The organism is Nocardia sp. NPDC050799 (assembly GCF_040654015.1).
Taxonomy (GTDB): Bacteria; Actinomycetota; Actinomycetes; order Mycobacteriales; family Mycobacteriaceae; genus Nocardia.
In genome coordinates this window covers 97,365-118,666 of record NZ_JBFAHF010000019.1, presented here as the reverse complement: position 1 = coordinate 118,666, position 21,302 = coordinate 97,365, and the positions used below count along the sequence as shown (strand labels likewise).

25 protein-coding genes and 1 riboswitch are annotated in these 21,302 nt (G+C 68.0%); of the genes, 20 read left to right on the top strand and 5 right to left on the bottom strand.

Translation table 11 applies throughout. The features are described from left to right. The first annotated feature begins 62 nt into the window (after nt 1-62). The 17 genes from folE to AB0H42_RS20835 all read left to right on the top strand — a co-directional run bounded on the left by folE (nt 63) and on the right by AB0H42_RS20835 (nt 16,040). Nucleotides 63-734, top strand: a complete 672-nt coding sequence (gene folE, locus AB0H42_RS20915) for a GTP cyclohydrolase I FolE (protein ID WP_357058084.1) — start codon at nt 63-65, stop codon at nt 732-734. Nucleotides 735-826: 92 nt separating this feature from the next. Beyond that, nucleotides 827-1,645 carry a dihydropteroate synthase gene (gene folP, locus AB0H42_RS20910; protein ID WP_357058131.1) on the top strand — a complete coding sequence of 273 codons (819 nt, stop codon included), beginning with the start codon at nt 827-829 and terminating at the stop codon, nt 1,643-1,645. Continuing rightward, on the top strand, nt 1,642-2,034 hold the full coding sequence (gene folB / locus AB0H42_RS20905; protein WP_357058082.1) for a dihydroneopterin aldolase: 393 nt from the start codon (nt 1,642-1,644) through the stop codon (nt 2,032-2,034). The genes folP and folB overlap by 4 nt, the downstream gene beginning before the upstream one ends. Beyond that, a complete protein-coding gene (gene folK, locus AB0H42_RS20900; RefSeq protein ID WP_357058080.1) occupies nt 2,031-2,576 on the top strand; it encodes a 2-amino-4-hydroxy-6-hydroxymethyldihydropteridine diphosphokinase in 546 nt (181 codons plus the stop codon). Before folB ends, folK begins: the two co-directional genes overlap by 4 nt. Nucleotides 2,577-2,853: 277 nt before the next feature. Next, the gene (locus AB0H42_RS20895) at nt 2,854-3,330 is read left to right on the top strand and encodes a DUF3180 domain-containing protein (protein WP_357058129.1); all 477 of its coding nucleotides are present in this window, start codon (nt 2,854-2,856) and stop codon (nt 3,328-3,330) included. 72 nt (nt 3,331-3,402) lie between these two features. Further along, complete coding sequence (locus AB0H42_RS20890) at nt 3,403-4,536, top strand: DUF6779 domain-containing protein (RefSeq protein WP_357058078.1); 1,134 nt, start codon at nt 3,403-3,405, stop codon at nt 4,534-4,536. 132 nt (nt 4,537-4,668) lie between these two features. Further along, nucleotides 4,669-5,598 (top strand): DUF2520 domain-containing protein, encoded by a 930-nt coding sequence (locus tag AB0H42_RS20885; RefSeq protein ID WP_357058127.1) that lies wholly within the window; start codon nt 4,669-4,671, stop codon nt 5,596-5,598. Between the two features lie 135 nt (nt 5,599-5,733). Further along, on the top strand, nt 5,734-6,699 hold the full coding sequence (gene panC, locus AB0H42_RS20880; protein WP_357058076.1) for a pantoate--beta-alanine ligase: 966 nt from the start codon (nt 5,734-5,736) through the stop codon (nt 6,697-6,699). Between the two features lie 79 nt (nt 6,700-6,778). Beyond that, a complete protein-coding gene (gene panD / locus AB0H42_RS20875; protein WP_063125471.1) occupies nt 6,779-7,198 on the top strand; it encodes an aspartate 1-decarboxylase in 420 nt (139 codons plus the stop codon). A 16-nt stretch (nt 7,199-7,214) separates the two neighbouring features. Further along, nucleotides 7,215-8,009, top strand: a complete 795-nt coding sequence (locus AB0H42_RS20870; protein ID WP_357058074.1) for a type III pantothenate kinase — start codon at nt 7,215-7,217, stop codon at nt 8,007-8,009. Between the two features lie 185 nt (nt 8,010-8,194). Then, on the top strand, nt 8,195-8,821 hold the full coding sequence (locus tag AB0H42_RS20865; protein WP_357058072.1) for a cysteine dioxygenase: 627 nt from the start codon (nt 8,195-8,197) through the stop codon (nt 8,819-8,821). A gap of 8 nt (nt 8,822-8,829) precedes the next feature. Continuing rightward, complete coding sequence (locus tag AB0H42_RS20860) at nt 8,830-9,252, top strand: rhodanese-like domain-containing protein (RefSeq protein ID WP_357058125.1); 423 nt, start codon at nt 8,830-8,832, stop codon at nt 9,250-9,252. A 296-nt stretch (nt 9,253-9,548) separates the two neighbouring features. After that, the gene (gene lysS, locus AB0H42_RS20855) at nt 9,549-11,015 is read left to right on the top strand and encodes a lysine--tRNA ligase (RefSeq protein ID WP_357058123.1); all 1,467 of its coding nucleotides are present in this window, start codon (nt 9,549-9,551) and stop codon (nt 11,013-11,015) included. A gap of 117 nt (nt 11,016-11,132) precedes the next feature. Continuing rightward, a complete protein-coding gene (locus AB0H42_RS20850; protein WP_357058121.1) occupies nt 11,133-11,492 on the top strand; it encodes an Lsr2 family protein in 360 nt (119 codons plus the stop codon). 319 nt (nt 11,493-11,811) lie between these two features. Next, a complete protein-coding gene (locus AB0H42_RS20845; protein ID WP_357058069.1) occupies nt 11,812-12,372 on the top strand; it encodes an FHA domain-containing protein in 561 nt (186 codons plus the stop codon). 304 nt (nt 12,373-12,676) lie between these two features. Beyond that, the gene (locus tag AB0H42_RS20840) at nt 12,677-15,232 is read left to right on the top strand and encodes an ATP-dependent Clp protease ATP-binding subunit (RefSeq protein ID WP_357058067.1); all 2,556 of its coding nucleotides are present in this window, start codon (nt 12,677-12,679) and stop codon (nt 15,230-15,232) included. Between the two features lie 157 nt (nt 15,233-15,389). Then, nucleotides 15,390-16,040: a vWA domain-containing protein gene (locus AB0H42_RS20835; RefSeq protein WP_357058065.1), complete on the top strand. Its 651-nt coding sequence runs from the start codon at nt 15,390-15,392 to the stop codon at nt 16,038-16,040. A gap of 9 nt (nt 16,041-16,049) precedes the next feature. Here the strand turns inward: AB0H42_RS20835 and AB0H42_RS20830 are convergent, their stop codons facing one another. After that, the gene (locus tag AB0H42_RS20830) at nt 16,050-17,165 is read right to left on the bottom strand and encodes a histidine kinase (protein ID WP_357058063.1); all 1,116 of its coding nucleotides are present in this window, start codon (nt 17,163-17,165) and stop codon (nt 16,050-16,052) included. Nucleotides 17,166-17,349: 184 nt separating this feature from the next. Here AB0H42_RS20830 and AB0H42_RS20825 point away from each other — a divergent pair, with 184 nt between their 5' ends. Both AB0H42_RS20825 and AB0H42_RS20820 read left to right on the top strand, forming a co-directional pair. Continuing rightward, nucleotides 17,350-17,802 (top strand): SRPBCC domain-containing protein, encoded by a 453-nt coding sequence (locus AB0H42_RS20825; RefSeq protein ID WP_357058061.1) that lies wholly within the window; start codon nt 17,350-17,352, stop codon nt 17,800-17,802. A gap of 55 nt (nt 17,803-17,857) precedes the next feature. Beyond that, a complete protein-coding gene (locus AB0H42_RS20820) occupies nt 17,858-18,301 on the top strand; it encodes an OsmC family peroxiredoxin (RefSeq protein ID WP_357058059.1) in 444 nt (147 codons plus the stop codon). Between the two features lie 45 nt (nt 18,302-18,346). Here the strand turns inward: AB0H42_RS20820 and AB0H42_RS20815 are convergent, their stop codons facing one another. From AB0H42_RS20815 to mhuD, 4 genes are all read right to left on the bottom strand, one after another. Beyond that, entirely contained in the window at nt 18,347-18,835 is a 489-nt protein-coding gene (locus tag AB0H42_RS20815; protein WP_357058057.1) for a hypothetical protein, read from the bottom strand. A gap of 35 nt (nt 18,836-18,870) precedes the next feature. Continuing rightward, nucleotides 18,871-19,668 carry a CbtA family protein gene (locus AB0H42_RS20810; protein ID WP_357058055.1) on the bottom strand — a complete coding sequence of 266 codons (798 nt, stop codon included), beginning with the start codon at nt 19,666-19,668 and terminating at the stop codon, nt 18,871-18,873. Next, a complete protein-coding gene (locus AB0H42_RS20805) occupies nt 19,659-19,853 on the bottom strand; it encodes a CbtB domain-containing protein (RefSeq protein WP_357058053.1) in 195 nt (64 codons plus the stop codon). The genes AB0H42_RS20810 and AB0H42_RS20805 overlap by 10 nt, the downstream gene beginning before the upstream one ends. A 33-nt stretch (nt 19,854-19,886) precedes the next feature. Next, nucleotides 19,887-20,038, bottom strand: a riboswitch (cobalamin riboswitch). A gap of 60 nt (nt 20,039-20,098) precedes the next feature. Further along, nucleotides 20,099-20,413: a mycobilin-forming heme oxygenase MhuD gene (gene mhuD / locus AB0H42_RS20800; protein WP_039821787.1), complete on the bottom strand. Its 315-nt coding sequence runs from the start codon at nt 20,411-20,413 to the stop codon at nt 20,099-20,101. Between the two features lie 118 nt (nt 20,414-20,531). Between mhuD and AB0H42_RS20795 the strand changes: the two genes are divergently transcribed. Next, a complete protein-coding gene (locus tag AB0H42_RS20795; RefSeq protein WP_357058051.1) occupies nt 20,532-21,302 on the top strand; it encodes an alpha/beta hydrolase in 771 nt (256 codons plus the stop codon).

Genomic DNA, 21,302 nt, shown 5'->3' with positions numbered 1-21,302 from the left:
CGCTCGGAAGGGTTCGGCGCCCGGTGTGTACTGCCGGGCCCGAGATGTGGAGGTGTCCTCGAATGTCGACCGATCAGCAGACCAACGGCTACACGGCCGATATCCCCGCCGAGCTGGGCGAGAGCGGCGGATCCGCCGCGGAGCTGGTCGCGCTGCACACCGGTAGACGCTTCGATCGGCCGCGCGCCGAGGCGGCGGTGCGCGAACTGCTCCTCGCGGTCGGCGAGAACCCGGACCGGCCGGGGCTGCTCGACACCCCCGCCCGGGTGGCCCGCGCTTATCGGGAGATGTTCGCGGGGCTGTATGTGGAACCGGACGCGGTCCTCAACACCACCTTCGACGAAGAGCATCAGGAACTCGTCCTGGTGCGCGATATCCCGATGTACTCGACCTGCGAACATCACCTCGTGTCGTTTCACGGCGTCGCCCATGTCGGATATATCCCGGGCCCGCACGGCCGGGTGACCGGGCTGTCCAAACTGGCACGGCTGGTCGACCTCTACGCCAAACGCCCTCAGGTGCAGGAGCGGCTCACCAGCCAGGTCGCCGACGCGGTCATGCGGAAACTGGACCCGCGCGGCGCGATCGTGGTGATCGAGGCCGAACATCTGTGCATGGCCATGCGCGGTATCCGGAAACCCGGCGCCAGCACCACCACCTCGGCCGTCCGCGGGATTTTGCAGACCAGCGCGGCCTCGCGCGCCGAGGCCCTCGACCTGATCCTGCGCAAGTGAGCGACCAGCGCACGGCCGTGGTGGTACCGACCCTCACCGGGGTGCGGGCGCGTCCCGGCGTGGAGCCACGTCCGGGCCGCTCCTGCGTCGTGATGGGTGTGGTCAACGTGACCAGCGATTCCTTCTCCGACGGCGGCCGCTATCTCGATCCGCAGCAGGCGATCGAGCACGGTATCCGGCTCTACGAGATGGGTGCCGACATCATCGATGTCGGCGGTGAGTCGACTCGGCCCGGCGCCGTGCGCGTCGAGGTGGAGACCGAGGTCGACCGGGTGGTTCCGGTGCTGCGCGGGCTCGTCGCGGCCGGGATACCGACCAGCGTCGACACCATGCGGGCCCGGGTTGCCGAAGCAGCCGTCGCGGCCGGGGTGACGGTGATCAACGATGTCTCGGGCGGCCGCGCCGACCCGGCGATGGCCGCGGTCATCGCCGCCGCCGATATCCCGTGGATCCTCATGCACTGGCGGGCCGCGTCGGACTACCGGCACACCGGACCGGCCGACCACTACGACGATGTGGTGGCCGAGGTCCGCTCCGAGTTGGGGGTGCAGGTGCGGCACGCGATCGACGCGGGTGTCGATCCCGCCCGGATCATCCTGGATCCCGGTCTCGGATTCGCGAAGACCGCGGAACACAACTGGGCACTGCTGGGAGCCCTGGACCGCTTTGTCGCCGACGGGTTCCCGGTGCTGATCGGCGCCTCGCGCAAACGGTTCCTGGGGTCGCTGCTGGCCGACGGTGACGGCCCGCGCCCGCCCGCCGGCCGGGAAACCGCCACCGCCACCGTTTCCGCGCTGGCGGCCTGGCACGGTGCCTGGGGTGTCCGGGTCCACGATGTGCGTGGTTCACAGGACGCACTCGCCGTGACCGAGGCCTGGCGTCGCGCGCAACGGCCGGGAACGCCGCGGTGAGCGCACCGATACCCGGCCCGGACCGGATCGAGCTACGCGGGTTGCGGGTCTTCGGCCGGCACGGAGTTTTCGAGCACGAACGCCGCGACGGGCAGGAATTCGTGGTGGATCTGACCGTCTGGTCGGATTTCGGCGCCGCGGCGGCCACCGACGATCTCACGCACACCGTCGACTACGGCGCGCTCGCGGAGCTGGCCGTGCGGATCGTGGCGGGTCCGCCGCGCAATCTCATCGAAACGGTCGCCGCCGAGATCGCCGACCGGGTACGCGAAGTGCCCGGCGTCGCCGATGTCGAGGTGGTACTGCACAAACCGGCCGCGCCTATCCCGCACGAGTTCGCCGATGTGCGGGTCGTCACCGCGGGCCGCCGGGAGCAGGGGTCACCGTGACGCGTGCCGTGCTCTCGATCGGTTCGAACATGGGGGATCGGCTCGAGCTGCTGCGCAGTGTCGTCATCGGGCTCGGTGCGCGGGTGCGTGCCGTATCACCCGTGTACACCACCGCGCCGTGGGGCGGGGTGGAGCAGGACGATTTCCTCAATGCCGTGCTGGTGGCCGAGGACCCGGACTACGACTGTCGTGCTTGGCTCCGGCACGGACAGCGGTTGGAGCAGGCCGCCGGGCGTGCGCGGGCGGTGCGCTGGGGTGCCCGGACCCTCGACGTGGACATCGTCTCCTGCGCCGAGCGGGTCGGCTCCGGACTCAGTGCCCTGCGCAGTACCGACCCCGAACTCACCCTGCCGCACCCGCAGGCGCACCATCGCGCGTTCGTCCTGATTCCCTGGCTCGATATGGAGCCCGAGGCGTCCTTGGCCGTCGACGGGACCGAACGCAGTGTGCGCGAACTACTGGCGGAAATGGACCCCGCCGAACGCGACGGTGTGCGGCGCACGGAATTGACCCTCCTACCCGCCGCCAGGACGGTGCCATGATGCGATACTGCGATATCTCCGCCTTCGCCGCGGTTTCCGCGGAGCGCATGTATCCGCTTCAAGGGGAGTTCAGTGATGCGATATTTCCGCCTTCGCTGCGGTTTCCGCGGAGCGCATGTATCCGCTTCAAGGGGAGTTCAGTGATGCGATATCTCCGCCTTCGCTCCGGCCTCCGCAGGCCGCATGTGCCTGTTTCGAGGGGTGTCAGATGACTGTTGGGGGCGGTCGTATGAACGCCGGTGGCGGCCGCGGCGGGAACGGCGACGACGGCGGGGGGATGAAGCTCAAACCCACCCGCGTCCGGGAATTGCTGGCCAACGTCCTGATCGCGGCGGTGATCGCTTGGGTGGCGACGCGGCTGGCCTACGCGAACTTCCCGCCGATCTCCACCATCGCCGGCGCCTCGCTGTATCCGGTCGCGATTCTGGAGGCCGCCCTCGGCTTCTATATCCGGATCCGGGTGAGCAACAGCCAGATCGGCGCCGATTCACGCCAGCTGCACCCGATCACCGTCGCCCGGGCTCTCGCGCTGGCGAAGGCCTCGGCTCAGGTGGGGTCGCTGGTGGCCGGAGTGTGGCTCGGGTTCCTGCTGTGGATCTTCCCGCAGCGCGGGGATCTGCGGGCGGCCGACGCGGACTATCCGGGCGCGCTCATCGGATGCGGAGCCGGTATCGCCCTTGCCGTGGCCGCCCTGTGGCTCGAATACTGCTGCCGGGCCCCCGACGATCCGACCGAGGATCCGGCGCCCTCGTAGGCCGGATCGCCGTGATCGATCCCGCCCTTTCCGACCTGGGCGACGATGAATATCGCGGCTACCCTTGCGGTCATGGTTTCACCGTCCCGCAGTAGTACTTCCGCGCGCGGCCGGGAAGATGTGGGCAAGCTCTTCCTCGGCGCACTCGTTCTACTGGGTCTGGTGGCCAGCGTATTTCTCGTGCTGAGCGACAGTCTGCAATTCATCCGGGTCGGGTTGGTGGTGGCGCTGTGGGCGGCGGTACTGGGCGCCTGGGCGGCCGGCCGGTACCAGGCGAAAATGCGTGATCTGCGCCGCATCTACGAATTGGAACTCGAGCGTGAGATCAGTGCCCGCCGCGAACACGAACTCGGCGTCGAATCGCGGGTGCGTTCCGAGCTGGGTGCCGACGCGACGGAAATGGCGGCGCTGCGTGCCGAACTGACAGTGCTGCGGCGGCAGCTGGAGCGGCTCTTCGACGGAGACCTGCCGGAGGAGCGGCCCGCGCTACGTGCATCCGCCTTCCGTCTCCAGGAGCTGCCCGGCGCCGCGGACCGGCCGGGACTCGCACCCGGCTGGCAGGGGCCCGACGAAGGTGAGCGGCGGGCCGTGGACGCCTGGGCGAACGCCGCCGCGAGCTGGTCGTATGCCGCGGACGGCTGGGTCGATACCGAAGCCGGGGCCGCTGAACCGGCGAGCGAGACCGGTGAACGCAAGGCGGTGACCCCGGTCTACGAGACCGACCACCCGGGCCGGCCGCGATTCGCGAGCCCCGACGACGCGCCGGTCACCGCGGAAACGGCGATCGTCCGCCTCGACGACGACCCGCCCTACGGGCCGTCCACCTCCGAAATCTCCGGGCCGAGCTGGGCGGACGCCTTCACCGAGGTGTACGACGAACCGGAAGCCGGCGACGACCGCTACGGCCCGTTGCTGCGCGACGAACCCTTCTACGGCCCGCCCGCGCCGGACAGCGAGGCCCCGGACTCCCGCCCGCCGGTCGCCGCCGTGCCCGCGACCGCCGAATCGGCCGAACCCGTCGCCGCGGGCACGTCGCTCGACGGAGATAGCCGGGAACCGGCCGCCTCCGCGGCGGGCAAGCTGTTCCCCCGTTCGGCGAACTCCCGGCGCCGCCGCACCCAGCCGGACGCCGCCGGCAACCGGCGGCTGTCGGTCGCCGAGATCATGGCCAACCTGCGTCAGGAAGAGGAGCAGCGCAGCTCCTGAAGTGCGGCATATATCACCCGGGGCGCCCATGGCGCATCGGCCGGAGCCGGCCCTATTCTCGACTCGTAACGTCCGGTACCCGCAGCGCGGGACTGGAACGACTTCGAGAGGACACTGTTGACCTCGCCACGCGTGACTCCTGGCAATCCGGCCGCGAGTGGTGATCCAGCGCCCGCACGACTGACGGTAGGCATCGTCTCGGCGGGACGTGTGGGATCAGCCCTCGGCGCCGCGCTCGAGCGCGCCGGACATGTGGTGTTCGGCGTCGCCGCGATCTCCGACGCTTCGGTGCGCCGCGCGCAATCCCGGCTGCCCGAATCGCAGATCCTCCCGGTCGAGGAGGTCGCGGCCCGCAGTGAGCTGCTGATCCTGGCCGTCCCGGACGCCGAGCTGACCGGTCTGGTCCGCGGCCTGGCGAGTTCGCATACGGTACGTCCCGGCACGATCGTGGCCCACACCTCCGGAGCCAACGGCATCGGTGTACTGGCCCCGCTGCGGGAAGCCGGCGCGCTCCCGCTGGCCGTGCATCCCGCGATGACCTTCACCGGCCACGACGAAGACCTGTCCCGCCTGGCCAACGCCTGTTTCGGGATCACCGCCGCCGACGAGATCGGCTATGCCATCGCCCAGTCCCTGGTGATCGAGATGGGCGGCGAACCGGTCCGGGTGGCCGAGGAACACCGCACGCTGTATCACGCCGCGCTCGCGCACGGCAGCAACCATCTCGTCACGCTGGTGCTGGACGCGGTGGAGGCGCTGCGTCAGGCGCTGGCCGGACCCGGTCTGCTGGGCCAGCAGACGGTCGACGATCAGCCCGGCGGCCTGCCGGAACGCCTGCTCGCCCCTTTGGCGTCGGCTGCCCTGGACAATGCGCTGCGGCGCGGCCAGGCCGCCCTCACCGGTCCGGTGGCCCGCGGCGACACCGCGGCCGTCGCCGCGCACCTCGGGGCTCTCACGGCGGTGGATCCCCAGATCGCCGCCGGGTACCGCGCCCTGTCGCGGCGTACCGCCGAACGGGCGCAGGCCCCCGCCGAACTACGCGAGCTGTTGGAGGACCACTGATGAGGCGATACCTCCGCCTTCGCTGCGGCCTCCGCCGACCCCCGGCACTGCTCTCGGGGGAGGTTGGATGAGGCGGCATCTTCGCCTTCGCTGCGGTCTTCGTGGATTCCAGGTACCGGCTTCGAAGGAGACTCTATGACGGACCCGTCCCTGCGTGGTGTGTACCGCGCCGGCGAGCTCACTGTGCAGCACGATCCGGCCGTGCTCGGCAAAGTCGTTCGCGCGCTGCGCGGTACCGGGCGCACCGTCGGTCTGGTGCCCACCATGGGCGCCTTGCACGAAGGCCATCTCGAACTGGTGCGCCGTGCCAAGCGGACCAACCAGATCGTGGTGGTGTCCGTCTTCGTCAACCCGCTGCAGTTCGGCGCCGGCGAGGACCTGGACAGCTACCCCCGCACCCTCGATGCCGACGTGGAGTTGCTGCGCGGTGAGGGAGTGCCCCTGGTCTTCGCGCCGAGCGCGGCGGATATGTATCCCGAGGGCCCGCGGACGACCGTGCAGCCCGGACCGGTCGGCGCCGACCTCGAGGGCGCCTCCCGGCCGACCCATTTCGCCGGGATGCTCACCGTGGTGGCCAAACTGCTGCAGATCGTGCACCCGCACGAGGCATTCTTCGGTGAGAAGGACTACCAGCAGCTCACACTGATCCGCCAGATGGTCCGCGACCTGAACTTCGACGTGCAGATCGTGGCGGTGCCGACCGTGCGCGAATCCGACGGCTTGGCGCTCTCCTCGCGCAACCGCTACCTCGATCCCGTCCAGCGCGAACTCGCGACCACGCTGTCCGCCGCGCTATTGGCCGGCGCGCGGTCCGGGGCGGCCGGCGCGGACGCCGTCCTGGCGGCCGCGCACGCGGTCCTGGCCGCCGCTCCCGAGATCGAACTCGACTATCTCGAACTGCGTGCCGCCGACCTGGGCCCCGCTCCGGAGTCCGGCAACGCCCGGCTGCTCATCGCGGCCCGCGTCGGCACCACCCGGCTGATCGACAACGCTCCCGTCCGATTGGGAGCCCGGCTCGACGGCCACCCCGACGCCGACCTCGTGACCCCGGAACCTCGGCAGCCCGTGCCGAGCAGCCCGAGCGGGACGAGAGCACAGTGAACCCGCTGTCGACCGCCCCGGCGGACTGCCGGTCACACCCGCCGGAGGCGGGGCAAATAAGCACAGAAAGGCGACGATGATGTTGCGCACCATGATGAAATCGAAGATCCACCGGGCCACCGTGACCCATGCCGATCTGCACTATGTCGGGTCGGTGACCATTGATCAGGATCTACTCGATGCGGCCGATCTGCTCGAGGGTGAGCAGGTCTGCATTGTCGACATCGATAACGGAGCCCGTCTCGAAACCTATGTGATCGCGGGCGAGCGCGGGTCCGGGGTGATCGGTATCAATGGTGCCGCGGCTCATCTGGTCAATCCCGGTGACCTGGTCATTCTCATTGCCTACGGCATGATGGACGAGGCCGAGTTGCGTGAGTACGACCCGAAGGTCGTGTTCGTCGATGACCGTAATCGTCCGGTCGAGCTGGGCTCGGATCCGGCGCACGCGCCGGAGGGCTCGGATCTGATCAGCCCGCGCAACCTGACCTTCGTCTGAGCGGCGCGGTGACCGCATGCTCCTGACCATCGATGTCCGTACGACCAGCACGGTGGTCGGGCTGACCGCGGGTTCCGGATCGCAGGCCGAATTGGTCCGGCATTGGCGGATCCATACGAATCCCTTGCACACCGCCGACGAGTTCGCGATGAGTCTGCGGGGGCTGGTGGGCCCCGATCTCGATGCGGTGACCGGGGTGGCAGGTCTGTCGACGGTGCCGCCGGTGTTGCGCGAGCTGCGCTTCATGCTGGATCGCTACTGGCAGCACGTACCGCATGTGCTGGTGGAGCCGGGCGTCCGGACCGGTATTCCGCTGCTGGTGGACAATCCGAAAGAGGTCGGCGCGGACCGGATCGTGAATAGTCTCGCCGCTCATCATCAGTTCGGTGGCGCCGCGGTCGTGGTGGATTTCGGTGTGTCGATCTGTGTCGATCTCGTATCGGCGAAGGGAGAGTTCCTCGGCGGTGTGATCGCACCGGGGGTGGAGACCGCGACCGAGGCGCTGACCGAGCGGACCGCGCTGCGCCGGGTGGAGTTGAGCAGGCCCCGGTCGGTGGTGGGCAAGAACAGCGTCGAATGCATCCAGTCCGGTGCGATCTTCGGTTTCGCCGGCCTGGTGGACGGGCTGGTCGATCGTATCCGGGACGATATCGACGGTTTCGCCGATGAGGGGGTCGCGGTGGTGGCCACCGGCGCGGCGGCTCCGCTGATCATCGACGAATCCGAGACCATCGAGCACCACGAGCCCCATCTGACGATCACCGGTCTGCGACTGGTTTTCGAACGCAATCAGCGCCGCGCTCGTGGCTGATGCCGCCGTCCGAGCCTGTGACGTATTCCGCTGATTCGAATGTGGCCGAGCCGCCGCCGGCTTGCTAAGCTCACCGTGTGCTGAACCGCATGCGTACCCAGGAGTGTTGTCGAGGCTGATTCGCCTCGACCGTTCGAGGCATTCTGCAGTCCTCGACCGTTTCTTTACTTCCTGGAGATGCGTTCATGCATTCGCCTGTTCTCTCGTCCGTAGTGCGTCGGCCGGCCCGTGATGCTTCCGCCGCGGCCGCGAATCCGATTCCCGATCGGCCGATCGCCCCGGCCCTGCCGACGCGGCTGCGCCCGGCGGATCTGCTCCGCCTGACCGACGAGACCGGTGAGGATGTGCTCGCCGGCCGGTACGACCATCTGCTTCCCGCGGACGGTCTGTGGCCGGCGGTCGACCGCTGGGCGACCCGCCTGGTCGCCGACGACGAGGTCGATGTCTGGCTGATCAGCTGGACTCCGGACAAATCCACGAAACTGCACGATCATGCCGGCTCGCTCGGCGCGCTCACCGTGCTCAGCGGGGCACTGGCCGAATACCGCTGGAACGGTACCGAATTGCGTCACCGGGTGCTGTCCGCCGGCGATCAGGCCGCCTTCCCGATCGGCTGGGTGCACGATGTCGTGCGCGCCCCCGCCCGGATCGCGGTATCGGGCCTGTCCGATACCGGACCGCTGGACCCCACCCTGAGCGTGCACGCCTACTCGCCGCCGCTCACTGCCATGTCCTATTACGAAGTGACCGGACACGGCAGCCTGCGGCGTACCCACACCGTTCTCACCGACCAGCCCGAAGGTGACCTCTGATGTCGCGACTGACCATTGATCAGATGCTCGAACAGGCCCGCGCGCAGTTGCGGCGGATTCATCCCGTAGAACTGCCCGCCGCGCTCGCCTGTGGGGCGATTCTGGTGGATATCCGGCCCGCGGCGCAGCGAGCCAGGGAAGGGGCGCTGCCCGGAGCCCTGGTCATCGAACGGAATGTGCTCGAGTGGCGCCTCGATCCCAGCAGCTCGGCGCGCCTGGCGCTGGCCACCGATCACGATGTCGAATGGGTGGTGGTCTGCTCGGAGGGGTACACCTCCAGTCTCGCCGCGGCGTCGTTGCGCCAATTGGGGCTGCATCGCGCGACCGATCTGGTCGGCGGATACAAGGCGCTGGAAGCCGCCGGTATGCGATCGGTGGCCACCGGTGCCGCGCACTTCACCAGGGAAGTTCGTTCGCTCGCCGTTCTCTGAATTGTTGTCCTCGGTCGAATGCGGCCGGACGACAATACATTTCCGCTGTGCGTCGGCGCCCCGGGAAAATTCTAAGCAACCAAATGGTCTATTTCTCCCGGGCCGCCCTGCTGCGCCTTCCGCAAGTGATTCCTTATCGCGCGGTTGGGGCGGGCGGATGACGAATCGATTTGCGGTGCACGCTAGGGTGGTTCGCTGTGAGCAACCCGAACATCTCGTCATCCGGCGGCTCCGCGGGCGTTGTTCCCGCGGGGCGATCCAGCCGCTCTGTGGAGGTCGACGACGTCCCCGAGCAGATGCGGATCCGCCGGGAGAAGCGGGAGCGGCTGCTCGAGTCGGGCAGGGAGGCATATCCCGTTTCGGTGCCGCGCACCCATGGCCTGGCCGAAATCCGCGCCGCCTATCCGGATCTCGCGGCCGATACCGCGACCGGTCGGCTCGTCGGTGTGGCCGGCCGGGTCATCTTCATGCGAAATACCGGCAAATTGTGCTTCGCTCAGCTACAGGAGGGCGACGGCACCACTTTGCAGGCCATGGTGAGCCTGAACGGTGTCGGTGCGGACGCGCTGGCGGCGTGGAAGGCCGATGTGGATCTCGGCGATATGGTTTTCGTGCACGGTGAGGTCATCTCGTCGCGGACGGGTGAATTGAGTGTCATGGCCGATTCCTGGTCCATGGCCGCGAAGGCGCTCCGTCCGCTCCCGGTAGCGCACAAGGAAATGGGCGAGGAAGCACGGGTCCGGCAGCGCTATGTCGATCTGATCGTGCGCCCGGAGGCCCGCCGGACGGCCCGTACCCGGGTGGCGGTGGTGCGCGCGCTGCGCAACGCGCTGGAACGCCGGGATTTCCTCGAGGTCGAGACGCCGATGCTGCAGACGCTGCACGGCGGCGCGGCCGCCCGGCCCTTCCGCACCCACTCCAATGCGCTTGATATGGATCTCTACCTGCGCATTGCTCCGGAATTGTTTCTGAAGCGCTGCGTGGTCGGTGGGATCGAGCGCGTCTTCGAGATCAATCGCAACTTCCGTAACGAAGGTGCCGATTCCACCCATTCGCCCGAGTTCGCGATGCTCGAAACTTATCAGGCGTACGGTACCTACGACGACTCCGCACGCATGATCCGGGAATTGATCCAGGAAGTCGCCCAGGAAGCGCTGGGAACGCAGGCCGTCACTCTTGCCGATGGTTCGGAATACGACTTGAGCGGTGAGTGGACAACGGTCGAGATGTATCCGTCGTTGTCCGAGTCGACGGGGGTGGAGGTCACTCCGGAAACAACTGTTCCGGAATTGCTCGAGCTCGCCGATCGGGTCGGTCTGGAAATTCCCGAAGGTAAGGGCTACGGCCACGGCAAACTGGTGGAGGAACTGTGGGAGCACTGCTACGGCGACAAGCTGTACATGCCGACTTTCGTCCGTGATTTCCCGGTCGAGACCTCCCCGCTGACCAGGCAGCACCGGTCGCGGGCCGGTGTTACCGAGAAGTGGGATCTGTATGTCCGCGGCTTCGAGTTGGCCACCGGGTATTCGGAGTTGGTGGATCCGGTGATCCAGCGCGAGCGGTTCGTCGATCAGGCGCGCCTGGCCGCGGCCGGTGACGACGAGGCAATGGTGCTCGACGAAGACTTCCTGGCCGCGATGGAACACGGGATGCCGCCGACGACCGGAACCGGTATGGGAATCGATAGGTTGTTGATGGCGCTCACCGGATTGGGAATCCGGGAAACGATACTGTTCCCAATAGTGCGGCCGGTCGGCCGTTGAGCGAACGGTTTGCATAGCAGGCCGCTCGTCTTGGAATTTTCCGAATTCGAGGTATTCTTGCCTCGGGTAATCGGCCTGATTTTGCGGGCCGCACGATTTCGAGAGGACGTTCATCTCATGGCAAAGAAGGTCACCGTTAGCCTGATCGACGATGTCGACGGTGAGTCCATCGCGGACGAGACCATCGAGTTCGCAATCGATGGGGTGTCGTACGAGATCGACCTGTCGTCGACGAATGCAGCGAAGCTTCGGGACGAGTTGGAGCAGTGGGTGACCAGTGCCCGCCGGGTGAGCGGCCGGCGTCGGGTGAAGGCCGCTGTCGCGGCCTCCGGGAACACCAAGGCACGCGCCACCATGGATCGCGAACAAAGCGCGGCCATTCGCGAGTGGGCGCGCCGGAATGGTCACAAGGTTTCCGCGCGTGGCCGTATCTCCGCCGATATCACCGACGCGTACAACAAGGCCTCGAAGGGATAGTTCTTCTTTCAACCGTCGCGCGTGCGGGTTATTCGCAGAACACGCCGACGGCTGGTCTTCTCGATAGCTATTTGGAATTACCGCTGGCCCCGGCGTCGACCGCCGGGGCCGCTGCGCCCGGCGGCGTTCCATCTTGCCCGAGCGGCCGACTGCCCGGCACCATAGATGTGATCGGCCGGGCCCGGTGCGCCGCAATGCAAGGGGTCCGCAGTGTTCGGCAGTTGCTGCCGATATGGAGAGGTGAGGTATCGGCGCAGTGTCCGGATCCGTCGGTTCGTTCCTTCGATTCACCGATGACGAAGGCCGTAGGCGCGAGGTGATGTTGAGCCCCGATCGGCAGCGGATCACCATCGGCCGCTCCGCGGGTGCCGATCTGTCGCTGCGCTGGGACGCCGAGGTGTCGCGGCTGCACGCCGCCGTCGAATACCTCGCGGCGCACTGGACCATCGTGGACGACGGCCTTTCCCGTAACGGCACGTTCGTCAACGGCGAACGCATCAACGGCCGCCGCCGGCTCATGCCCGGCGACCGTATCCGGGTGGGCACCTCGCTGGTGTCCTTCCACGACTTCAACGGCGTCGCCGACGACGCCACCCGTGCTTCCGGCGCGAGCATGCCCACCGTGCGCTCGCTGACCGAGGCGCAGCGGGGAGTGCTCGTCGCGCTGTGCCGCCCGTTCAAAGGGGATGCCGGTTTCGCCGCCCCCGCCACGAACCAGCGGATCGCCGATGAGCTGTTCCTGAGTGTGGACGCCGTCAAGACCCATCTGCGCGCCCTGTTCGCCAAGTTCGGCGTCGAGGATCTGCCGCAGAACCAGAAGCGGGTCCGGCTCGCCGCGCTGGCCATGCGCAGCGGTCTGATCACCGATCGCGATCTGTGACCGCCGTCCCCGGCCGCCCGTACCTTCACTACCCGACATCCCCAGCTCTGGGAGTCGCTCTGTTCGCTCTGGGCAAAACCGGAATGGGAAACCAATCGGTGGGTAAGGGCGTTATGAGTGAATAGGTCTGCCGTCGGGCCCACATCATTAGGGTGGAGCGGCGGCGGCGTAATCCCTTGCCAACTAGAGTGGGAGGCGGGGGCCGCAACCCCTGGCCTTCATGGCAGGCTGAAGCCGACGGTTGTCCACGACACACCACGGCGTCAGCCGGCCATAAAGTCCGGAGCAGGAGAGTGAGGGAGCGATGTTCGAGAGGTTCACCGACCGCGCGAGGCGTGTCGTCGTCCTGGCCCAAGAAGAGGCCCGGATGCTCAACCACAACTACATCGGCACCGAGCACATCCTGCTGGGTCTGATCCACGAGGGTGAAGGTGTCGCGGCCAAGTCCCTGGAGTCGCTCGGTATCTCGCTGGAGGGCGTGCGCAGCCAGGTCGAAGAGATCATCGGCCAGGGCCAGCAGGCCCCGTCCGGTCATATTCCGTTCACCCCCCGCGCCAAGAAGGTGCTGGAGCTGAGTCTGCGCGAAGCGCTGCAGCTCGGTCACAACTACATCGGCACCGAGCACATTCTGCTCGGCCTGATCCGCGAGGGCGAGGGCGTCGCGGCCCAGGTGCTGGTCAAGCTCGGCGCCGACCTCAACCGGGTCCGCCAGCAGGTCATCCAGCTGCTGTCCGGGTACCAGGGCAAGGAGCCCGTGGAATCCGGCGCCCGGGGCGAGACGGGTACCCCGTCCACCTCGCTGGTGCTCGACCAGTTCGGCCGCAATCTCACCCAGGCGGCCCTGGAGGGCAAACTCGACCCCGTCATCGGCCGCTCGAAGGAGATCGAGCGGGTCATGCAGGTGCTGAGCCGCCGTACCAAGAACAATCCGGTCCTGATCGGCGAGCCCGGTGTCGGTAAGACCGCCGTCGTCGAGGGTCTGGCCCAGGCCATCGTCAACGGCGAGGTCCCGGAGACGCTGAAGGACAAGCAGCTCTACACCCTCGACCTGGGTTCCCTGGTCGCGGGCAGCCGCTACCGCGGTGATTTCGAAGAGCGCCTGAAGAAGGTGCTCAAGGAGATCAACACCCGTGGCGACATCATCCTGTTCATCGACGAGCTGCACACGCTGGTCGGTGCGGGTGCCGCCGAGGGCGCGATCGACGCGGCCTCGATCCTGAAGCCGAAACTGGCCCGCGGTGAGCTGCAGACCATCGGTGCCACCACCCTCGACGAGTACCGCAAGTACATCGAGAAGGACGCCGCCCTGGAGCGCCGGTTCCAGCCGGTGCAGGTGGGTGAGCCGACGGTCGAGCACACCATCAACATCCTCAAGGGTCTGCGCGACCGCTACGAGGCGCACCACCGGGTCTCCATCACCGACGGTGCCCTGGTGGCCGCGGCCACCCTGGCCGACCGCTACATCAACGACCGGTTCCTCCCGGACAAGGCGATCGACCTGATCGACGAGGCCGGGGCCCGGATGCGCATCCGCCGGATGACGGCGCCGCCGGACCTGCGCGAATTCGACGACAAGATCGCCGACGCGCGCCGGGAGAAGGAATCGGCGATCGACGCGCAGGACTTCGAGAAGGCCGCGCGGCTGCGCGACAAGGAGAAGCAGCTCGTCGCCAAGCGGGCCGAGCGCGAGAAGCAATGGCGCTCCGGTGACCTGGATGTCGTGGCCGAGGTCGACGACGAGCAGATCGCCGAGGTGCTGGCCAACTGGACCGGTATCCCCGTCTTCAAGCTCACCGAGGAGGAGACCACCCGTCTGCTCCGCATGGAGGACGAGCTGCACAAGCGGATCATCGGCCAGGAGGACGCGGTCAGGGCGGTCTCGAAGGCCATCCGCCGTACCCGTGCCGGCCTGAAGGATCCGAAGCGTCCGTCCGGCTCGTTCATCTTCGCCGGTCCGTCCGGTGTCGGTAAGACCGAGCTGTCCAAGGCGCTGGCGAACTTCCTGTTCGGCGACGACGACGCGCTCATCCAGATCGATATGGGCGAGTTCCACGACCGCTTCACCGCTTCGCGGCTCTTCGGTGCCCCTCCCGGGTACGTCGGCTACGAAGAGGGCGGCCAGCTCACCGAGAAGGTGCGCCGCAAGCCGTTCTCGGTCGTGCTGTTCGACGAGATCGAGAAGGCCCACCAGGAGATCTACAACACCCTGCTGCAGGTCCTGGAGGACGGTCGCCTCACCGACGGCCAGGGCCGTACCGTGGACTTCAAGAACACGGTGCTGATCTTCACCTCGAACCTCGGGACCTCCGATATCTCGAAGGCCGTGGGTCTGGGCTTCACCCAGAGCAATGCCGAGGGCTCGAACTACGAGCGGATGAAGCTCAAGGTCAACGACGAGCTGAAGAAGCACTTCCGGCCGGAGTTCCTCAACCGTATCGACGATGTGATCGTCTTCCACCAGCTCACCACCGATCAGATCGTGCAGATGGTGGATCTGATGATCGCCCGCGTCGAGCGGCAGCTGAAGAACAAGGATATGGCGATCACGCTCACCGAGAACGCCAAGAATCTGCTGGCCAAGCGTGGCTTCGACCCCGTGCTCGGTGCCCGGCCGCTGCGCCGCACCATCCAGCGTGAGATCGAGGACCAGCTCTCGGAGAAGATCCTCTTCGGCGAGATCGGCCCCGGCCAGACCGTCCAGGTCGATGTCGAGGGCTGGGACGGCGAAGGCTCCGGCGAGGACGCCCGCTTCACCTTCACCCCGAAGGCCAAGCTCACCAAGGAAGACGGCGAGAAGAAGCCCGAGGTCGTGCTCACCGGCGCGGGCGAGGGCTCGACCGAAGCCGCTTCGGGCGAGTAGCCGACAGCGCAGCAAAGGGCCTGCCCACCGGTACCACACCGGTGGGCAGGCCCTTGTCGTGTGGGTGAGAGGCCGCCTACCCGTCGCGAGACATTCCGGTCGGTGCGCGCGCGTACGGTGGGGGGCAGTTCATTCGATACGAGTCGGGGGTATCACCATGACGAATCCGGATCTGACCACGATCGCGGTCCTGCTCGACCGCTCCGGCTCCATGCAGACCATCAAATCCGATACCGAGGGCGGGCTGGCCGCCTATTTCGAGGAACAGCGGCAGGTCGAGAAAGCTGTGCGGGTCACCCTCGCGCAATTCGATACCGAGTACGAATGCGTGTATTCCAACGTCCCGATCGATCAGGTGCCCCCGCCGGTGCTGCAGCCGCGCGGTGGCACCGCGCTCTACGACGCCATCGGCACACTGGTCACCGATCTCGGTACCGAACTGGCCGCCCGGCCGGAAGCCGAGCGGCCCGGCACCGTGATCGTGGTCGTCCTCACCGACGGGCACGAGAATTCGAGCCGCGAATGGACGCATGCCGCCGTGCGGTCACTGATCGAACAACAGCAGAACGTCTACAGCTGGGATTTCCTGTTCCTCGGCGCCAATATGGACGCGGTCGAGATCGGGAGCGGTCTCGGCTTCGCCCCGCAGCAGTCCATCACCTACGGGGCGGCTCCGGCCGGTGTCGCCGGGGTCTTCCGGGCGGCAGGGGCGTATTCACGGCGTCTACAGGCCCCGGCGGGCGCACCGGACTCGGCGCGCGCGGCCGGGTTCACCGAGCAGGAGCGCCGCGACGCGAACCCGGGGTGAACCGCGGGTTCACTCGGGTGCGGCGGTCCCCGGATCCGCCGGGGCCCCGGCGGATCCGCGCGGCTCGGCGGTCACCGCTACCGGCGCCGCCGGTTCCCGAGAACCGTTGTCGCCGAACTCGTTACGAGCCCGAGGCCGCGCATCCGGGTCGATCGCGATCCGCAGTGGGCGGCTCGGTAGCCGCGCCGCGACCCGGTAGCCGCCGCTGGGTTTCGGGCCGGCGGTCAACGCGCCACCGAGAGCGTGGGTGCGCTCCCGCATGATAATGATCCCCATCCCGCGAGTGGGGCCGGCGTATTCGGGTTTACCGGTGGGACGGGTGTTGTCGACGGTGAGGTCCACGGAATCGGCGGTGTAGCGCACCGTCACAGTGGCCTCGGAGCCCGGGGCGTGGCGTACGACATTGGCCAAGGATTCCTGGACGATCTGGGTGGCCGCGTCGTCGATGGCCGCGGGCAGGGAATCGGGAGTCCCGAGGACCCGGGTGTGCACCGTCAACCCCGCCAGCCGGGGTTTGCGCAGGAGTTCGTCCAGGTCGGACATGGTGGGATCGGGCTCGCGAGGGGGTGGGGACGGCACTTGCGGGGCTGCCGGCGGGCGGCCCGTGCCTGCTCCGTTCCCTTGCGTCCGGTCGCTGCCGGGCCGGTCGCGGCGGCCGAAACCAGATCGGCGGGAACGCTTCGCACGCTCGCGCGCGCCGTTGTCCTCGGCGCCGGCCGGGTCGTGGTCGCGCGACGGCGGTGCCGGTGTGCCGGACGCGGGCTCCACCGCCTGGATCGCGTGGCGCAGTGCCTGCACATCCTCGAGCGCGTTGCGGCTGATGGTTTTGATCTCGGCGACCGTCCCCGCCGCTTTCGCGGACTTGTTCTCCACCTGCTGGAGGGCCATCCCGGCCTGCACATTGATGAGCGAGAGATTGTGCCCCACCACATCGTGTAATTCCCGGGCGATCAGCAAGCGCTCCGTGCCGACCTCGAGTTCTCGCTGCTGACGCGCTGCCGTGCGTTCGGCGGTGTCCAGGGCCTGCCGGGTCTGTGCGAGCAGGCGCCGGTGCCGCAGCACTTCGAACAGCGCCGCGGCCAGCGCAACCCAGCCCAGTAGCCCGACCATCTGCCAGCTCGTCATCGCGAACTCTCCACTGCACCACCCTATTCGCCTGTTGTGCTCGGTCGTCGGCGCACACCCGGATTTCCGGTGCCGCAATGGTATTCCGATGACGAATGCGCCGGTTCCGGGTGGGTCGGTCGGCAGCGGCGCGTGATCACCGCATCTGCGGCAGTACCCGCCCCAGCGCGGGTATGGTCCAGTGATGGTCGACCAGCAAGTGCGTGTACCGGACCTGTCCACACGGCCGTACGAACTCACCGTGGAGCGGGTGATGACCGCTTCACCCGAACTCCTCTACTTGGCGTGGACCCAGGGCTTCGATATCTGGCTCGCGGAACCGTCCGCGGTGCAGATGCGGCCCGAGGTGAACGAGCCGTTCTATTTCGAGACCCGGGAGGAGGGGAACTCCCGGCCGCATTACGGCCGCTTTCTCCGTCTGGAACCGGGCCGGCTCGTCGAATTGACCTGGGTGACCGGCGCCGGCGGTACCGAGGGCGCGGAAACGGTGGTGCGCGTCGAGTTCGTCAAACAACCCCGTGGCATTCGATTGAGGTTGCGGCACAGCGGTTTTGCCGACGAAGCGACCCGCGACCGGCATCGGGCGGCCTGGCCCGCCGTGCTGGCCCGCCTCGACGAACGAACTGCGACGAAGTAAGGGTACGAGTAGGTTCGAGTCCTGCTCGCAACGAATTGTCTTCGAAAGGATCGTGATGCCCACACGTACCGCGCGCACCGCATGGACCGGTGGTCTGCAGGACGGCTCCGGCCAGGTCGAGCTGGTCAGCTCGGGGGTCGGCAAGTACGAAGTGTCGTTCCCGAAGCGGTCGGCCGATGACGCCGACGGCACGACCAGCCCGGAGGAGCTGATCGCCGGGGCCCATTCGTCCTGCTACGCGATGGCGCTGTCGAACGAGATCGCCCAGGCCGGCGGTACCCCGCAGAGTCTCGACGTCTCGGCCGCGGTGACCCTGGGGCCCGACCCGGCAGGCGGTTTCCGGATCAGCCGGATCGCCCTGACGGTGCGCGGCCGGGTATCCGGGCTCGACGAGGCGGGATTCGCGGCGGCGGCCGCCGCGGCCAAGGCCGGATGCCCGGTCAGCAAGGCTCTGGGCGGAGTGGACGACATCACCCTGGACGCCGCCCTGGAATCCTGACGTCTGTCCCGGGCCCCGAGCCGGGGCCCGGGATCGCGAAGAGCCCTATCCGGCCCCACCGGCGCCGTGCCCGGGCCGGAACCACGCCCGGGCACTCGGTGTGTACATGGCGGGGATCGCGACGAATACCGCGCAGATATGTCCGGCGCGAGTGATCGCCAGAAAGACGGTCGCGGCGCTCATATCGGTGAACACGCCGGTGCCCGCGGCCGCGAGCATCCGAACGGGCTCCACCACCAGTGACGCGGTGCCGAGCACGCCGATGCCCACGGTGAGCAGATTCCTGGCCCAGCGTTCGCCCCGCAGCATTCGCCACGCGATACCGAGAACCACCAGATAGATCCCGGTGCGCAGCAGCCAACCGGCGGTGAGCGCGCCGATATCCGCAACGTCGCCCGGTATGCGCGCGCCGCGGACCGCGGTTTCCGCGATGCCGCAGCCCACGGCCGCCACGAGCGCGACGAAGGCGGTCGTGACGGCCGCGGGCCGCCGAGCGAGTGGGTTGTCCGGGTGGGCGAGCGCGGTGTCGTTCATACACCGAACCTGCCCGGTGCCGGCCGTTCCCCGGATCAGCCCGCGGTAGCAGCGGCCTCCGGTACCCGGGTACTGCCGCGGGTGCTCCATTCGATGAGCGCGGCGAAGGCCAGGCCGATACCCACCCACAGCGTGGTCGATACCGCCAGCGACGCGGCGCGGAACTCCCACAGCAGGGAGGCGGGGAAGTCGGTTCCCACTTCGTCGACCTCGGGCAGCACCGCGTAGCCGAGAGTGACGACGAGTACGAAACCTGCCACCGCCGCGACGAGCCGGAGGGATTCGGGCCGCGCCCGCAGTGCTTTCCAGATGGACACACCGGCCGCGACGGCCACCAGGCCCAGCAGCACCGCGGCCACCCAGAGCAACGTGCGCTCGTTGATCGTTTCCGGGTCACCGACCGCCGGTGGGTTGGCCGGATATTCGAAGAACGGTACGGCCACCACCGCGACCCAGCCGGCCAGGCCGAGCCCGAGAACCAGCCGATGGCCCGGCAGCGCGGTGAACCGCCGGGCGTAATGCGCCGCGGTCGCGACGATCGCCCCGAACGCCATCCCGGCCAGCGCAGCGGCCAGGAACTGCCCGAACTTCTGCCAAGGCCTGCTCACCACGGCTTCGTCCCCGTGCGCGTGCGCTGTCTCCCCGTGCGTATGCCCGGTGCCGGAAGCATGGGCATGCTCCGGCGCGGGCGCCGCGGCCTCCTCGATGGCGATGGCAGCCTCGACCCGGGGTTCGCCGACGAAATTACCGACGACACCCGCGAGGAGACCGGCGATCAGACCGGCGAGCAGACCACGGAGCAGCAGGGCACCGAAAGATCCACTCAATGGCACGGGACACCCAGCAGGTGGCGCCCGTCGTGCATCAACTCGTGCAGGAACATTCCGCCGCGTGAGATGGCGCCCTGGTCGAATCCGACCAGATAGAGCGTCAACAGGGCCAGCGCAACGACGCCTACGGTGACGAGCACTGTCGCCGCCGTATCGGCAGCCCTGCTCGGGACATGGGTTATGGCCATGGTGGTCCTCCTCATCCGGATGCTCGCGTCCGGTTCGCGAGTTGCGCGCAGGTGCGGGTGTCTGACTCTGCCCACCCGTTCCGGCGTGGACATCACAGTGGCGCGACCGCTCCGGGTTTTCACCGGATTACCGCATCACCTCCGCTTTTCACCTCGAACTTTGACACCGGCTGTCGCCGGTCGTCAATATGCCCGCGAGAAAGCACTGGCCACGCCGCCGGCGTGGCCAGTGTGCGCGGACCGGATCAGGAGGCGGGCTTACCCGCTACGTCGAGTACGACCTCGAACTCCAGCAGCGAGGCACCGGTGGCGACCGGCTTGTTCTGCTGTCCGGCGTGTGCCTCCTTGGCGGGGCCGTCGCGCCACGCCGCGAAGGACTCCTCGGAATCCCACTGGGTGACCACGAAGTACCGATTCTCGCCGGCCGTGGGCCGCAACAATTGAAAGCCGAGGAATCCAGGGGAGTTCTCGACCGCGTGCGCGCGGTGGGCGAACCGCTTCTCCAACTCGGGGCCCGCGCCCTCGGGGACCTCGATCGCATTGATCTTCACAACAGCCATACCCTGAGCTTAGGTATCGCGGCTCCGGGTGGGACAGTGCCGCACGCCACAGCAGGGCCACTGCGCGCCGCGGGAGCGCCGCCACGCCCTGTGGAGGGATGTGAATAAACTCGGGCCGGTGTTGCACGACGAAGGTGGGACCGGGGTTCCGATACTGCTGCTGCACGGATTGATGGGCAGCGCCCGCACCTGGCAGGGCCAGGTCCGGTGGTTGCGCGACCACGGGCGGGTGTACACCTTCGACGCCGCCGGGCACGGCCGCCCCGCCCCGCCCGAACCCACCACCGACGCCCTCGTCGCCGATCTGGCCGACGCCACCGCGCGAATCGACGAGCCGATGATCGTGATCGGGCATTCGATGGGGGGCCTGCACGGCTGGGTGTTCGCGGCCACCCATCCGAACCGGGTGCGTGGGCTGGTGGTGGAGGATATGGCAGCCGATTTCACCGGCCGTACCGCCACCTACTGGGCCGCGATGGTCGAGGCCTGGCCGCAGCCTTTCGCCGATGAGGCCGCCTTGGTGGCGTATTTCGGCCCGGTCGCCGGTCGCTACTTCCGCGATTCGTTCCAGCGGGGCCCGGACGGTTACCGGTTGCACGGCGAGGTGGCCACTTTCCGGGACATCTCGGAGGAATGGGGGGTCCGGTCGTTCTGGGGGGAGTGGGGCAGGCTCACCGTGCCCACGCTGCTTATCGAGGGTGAACACACCATCACCCCGCCGGGTCAGATGCGCCGGATGGCCGAACTGCATCCCGCCGCCGAGCATGTCCAGGTTCCCGACGCCGGTCACCTGGTGCACGACGATCAGCCCGAGCGCTACCGGGCCGAGGTCGAGCGTTTTCTCGCCCGCGTCCGGCGCGGAGTTCCGGAAACCGCCGCCGAGATCTGA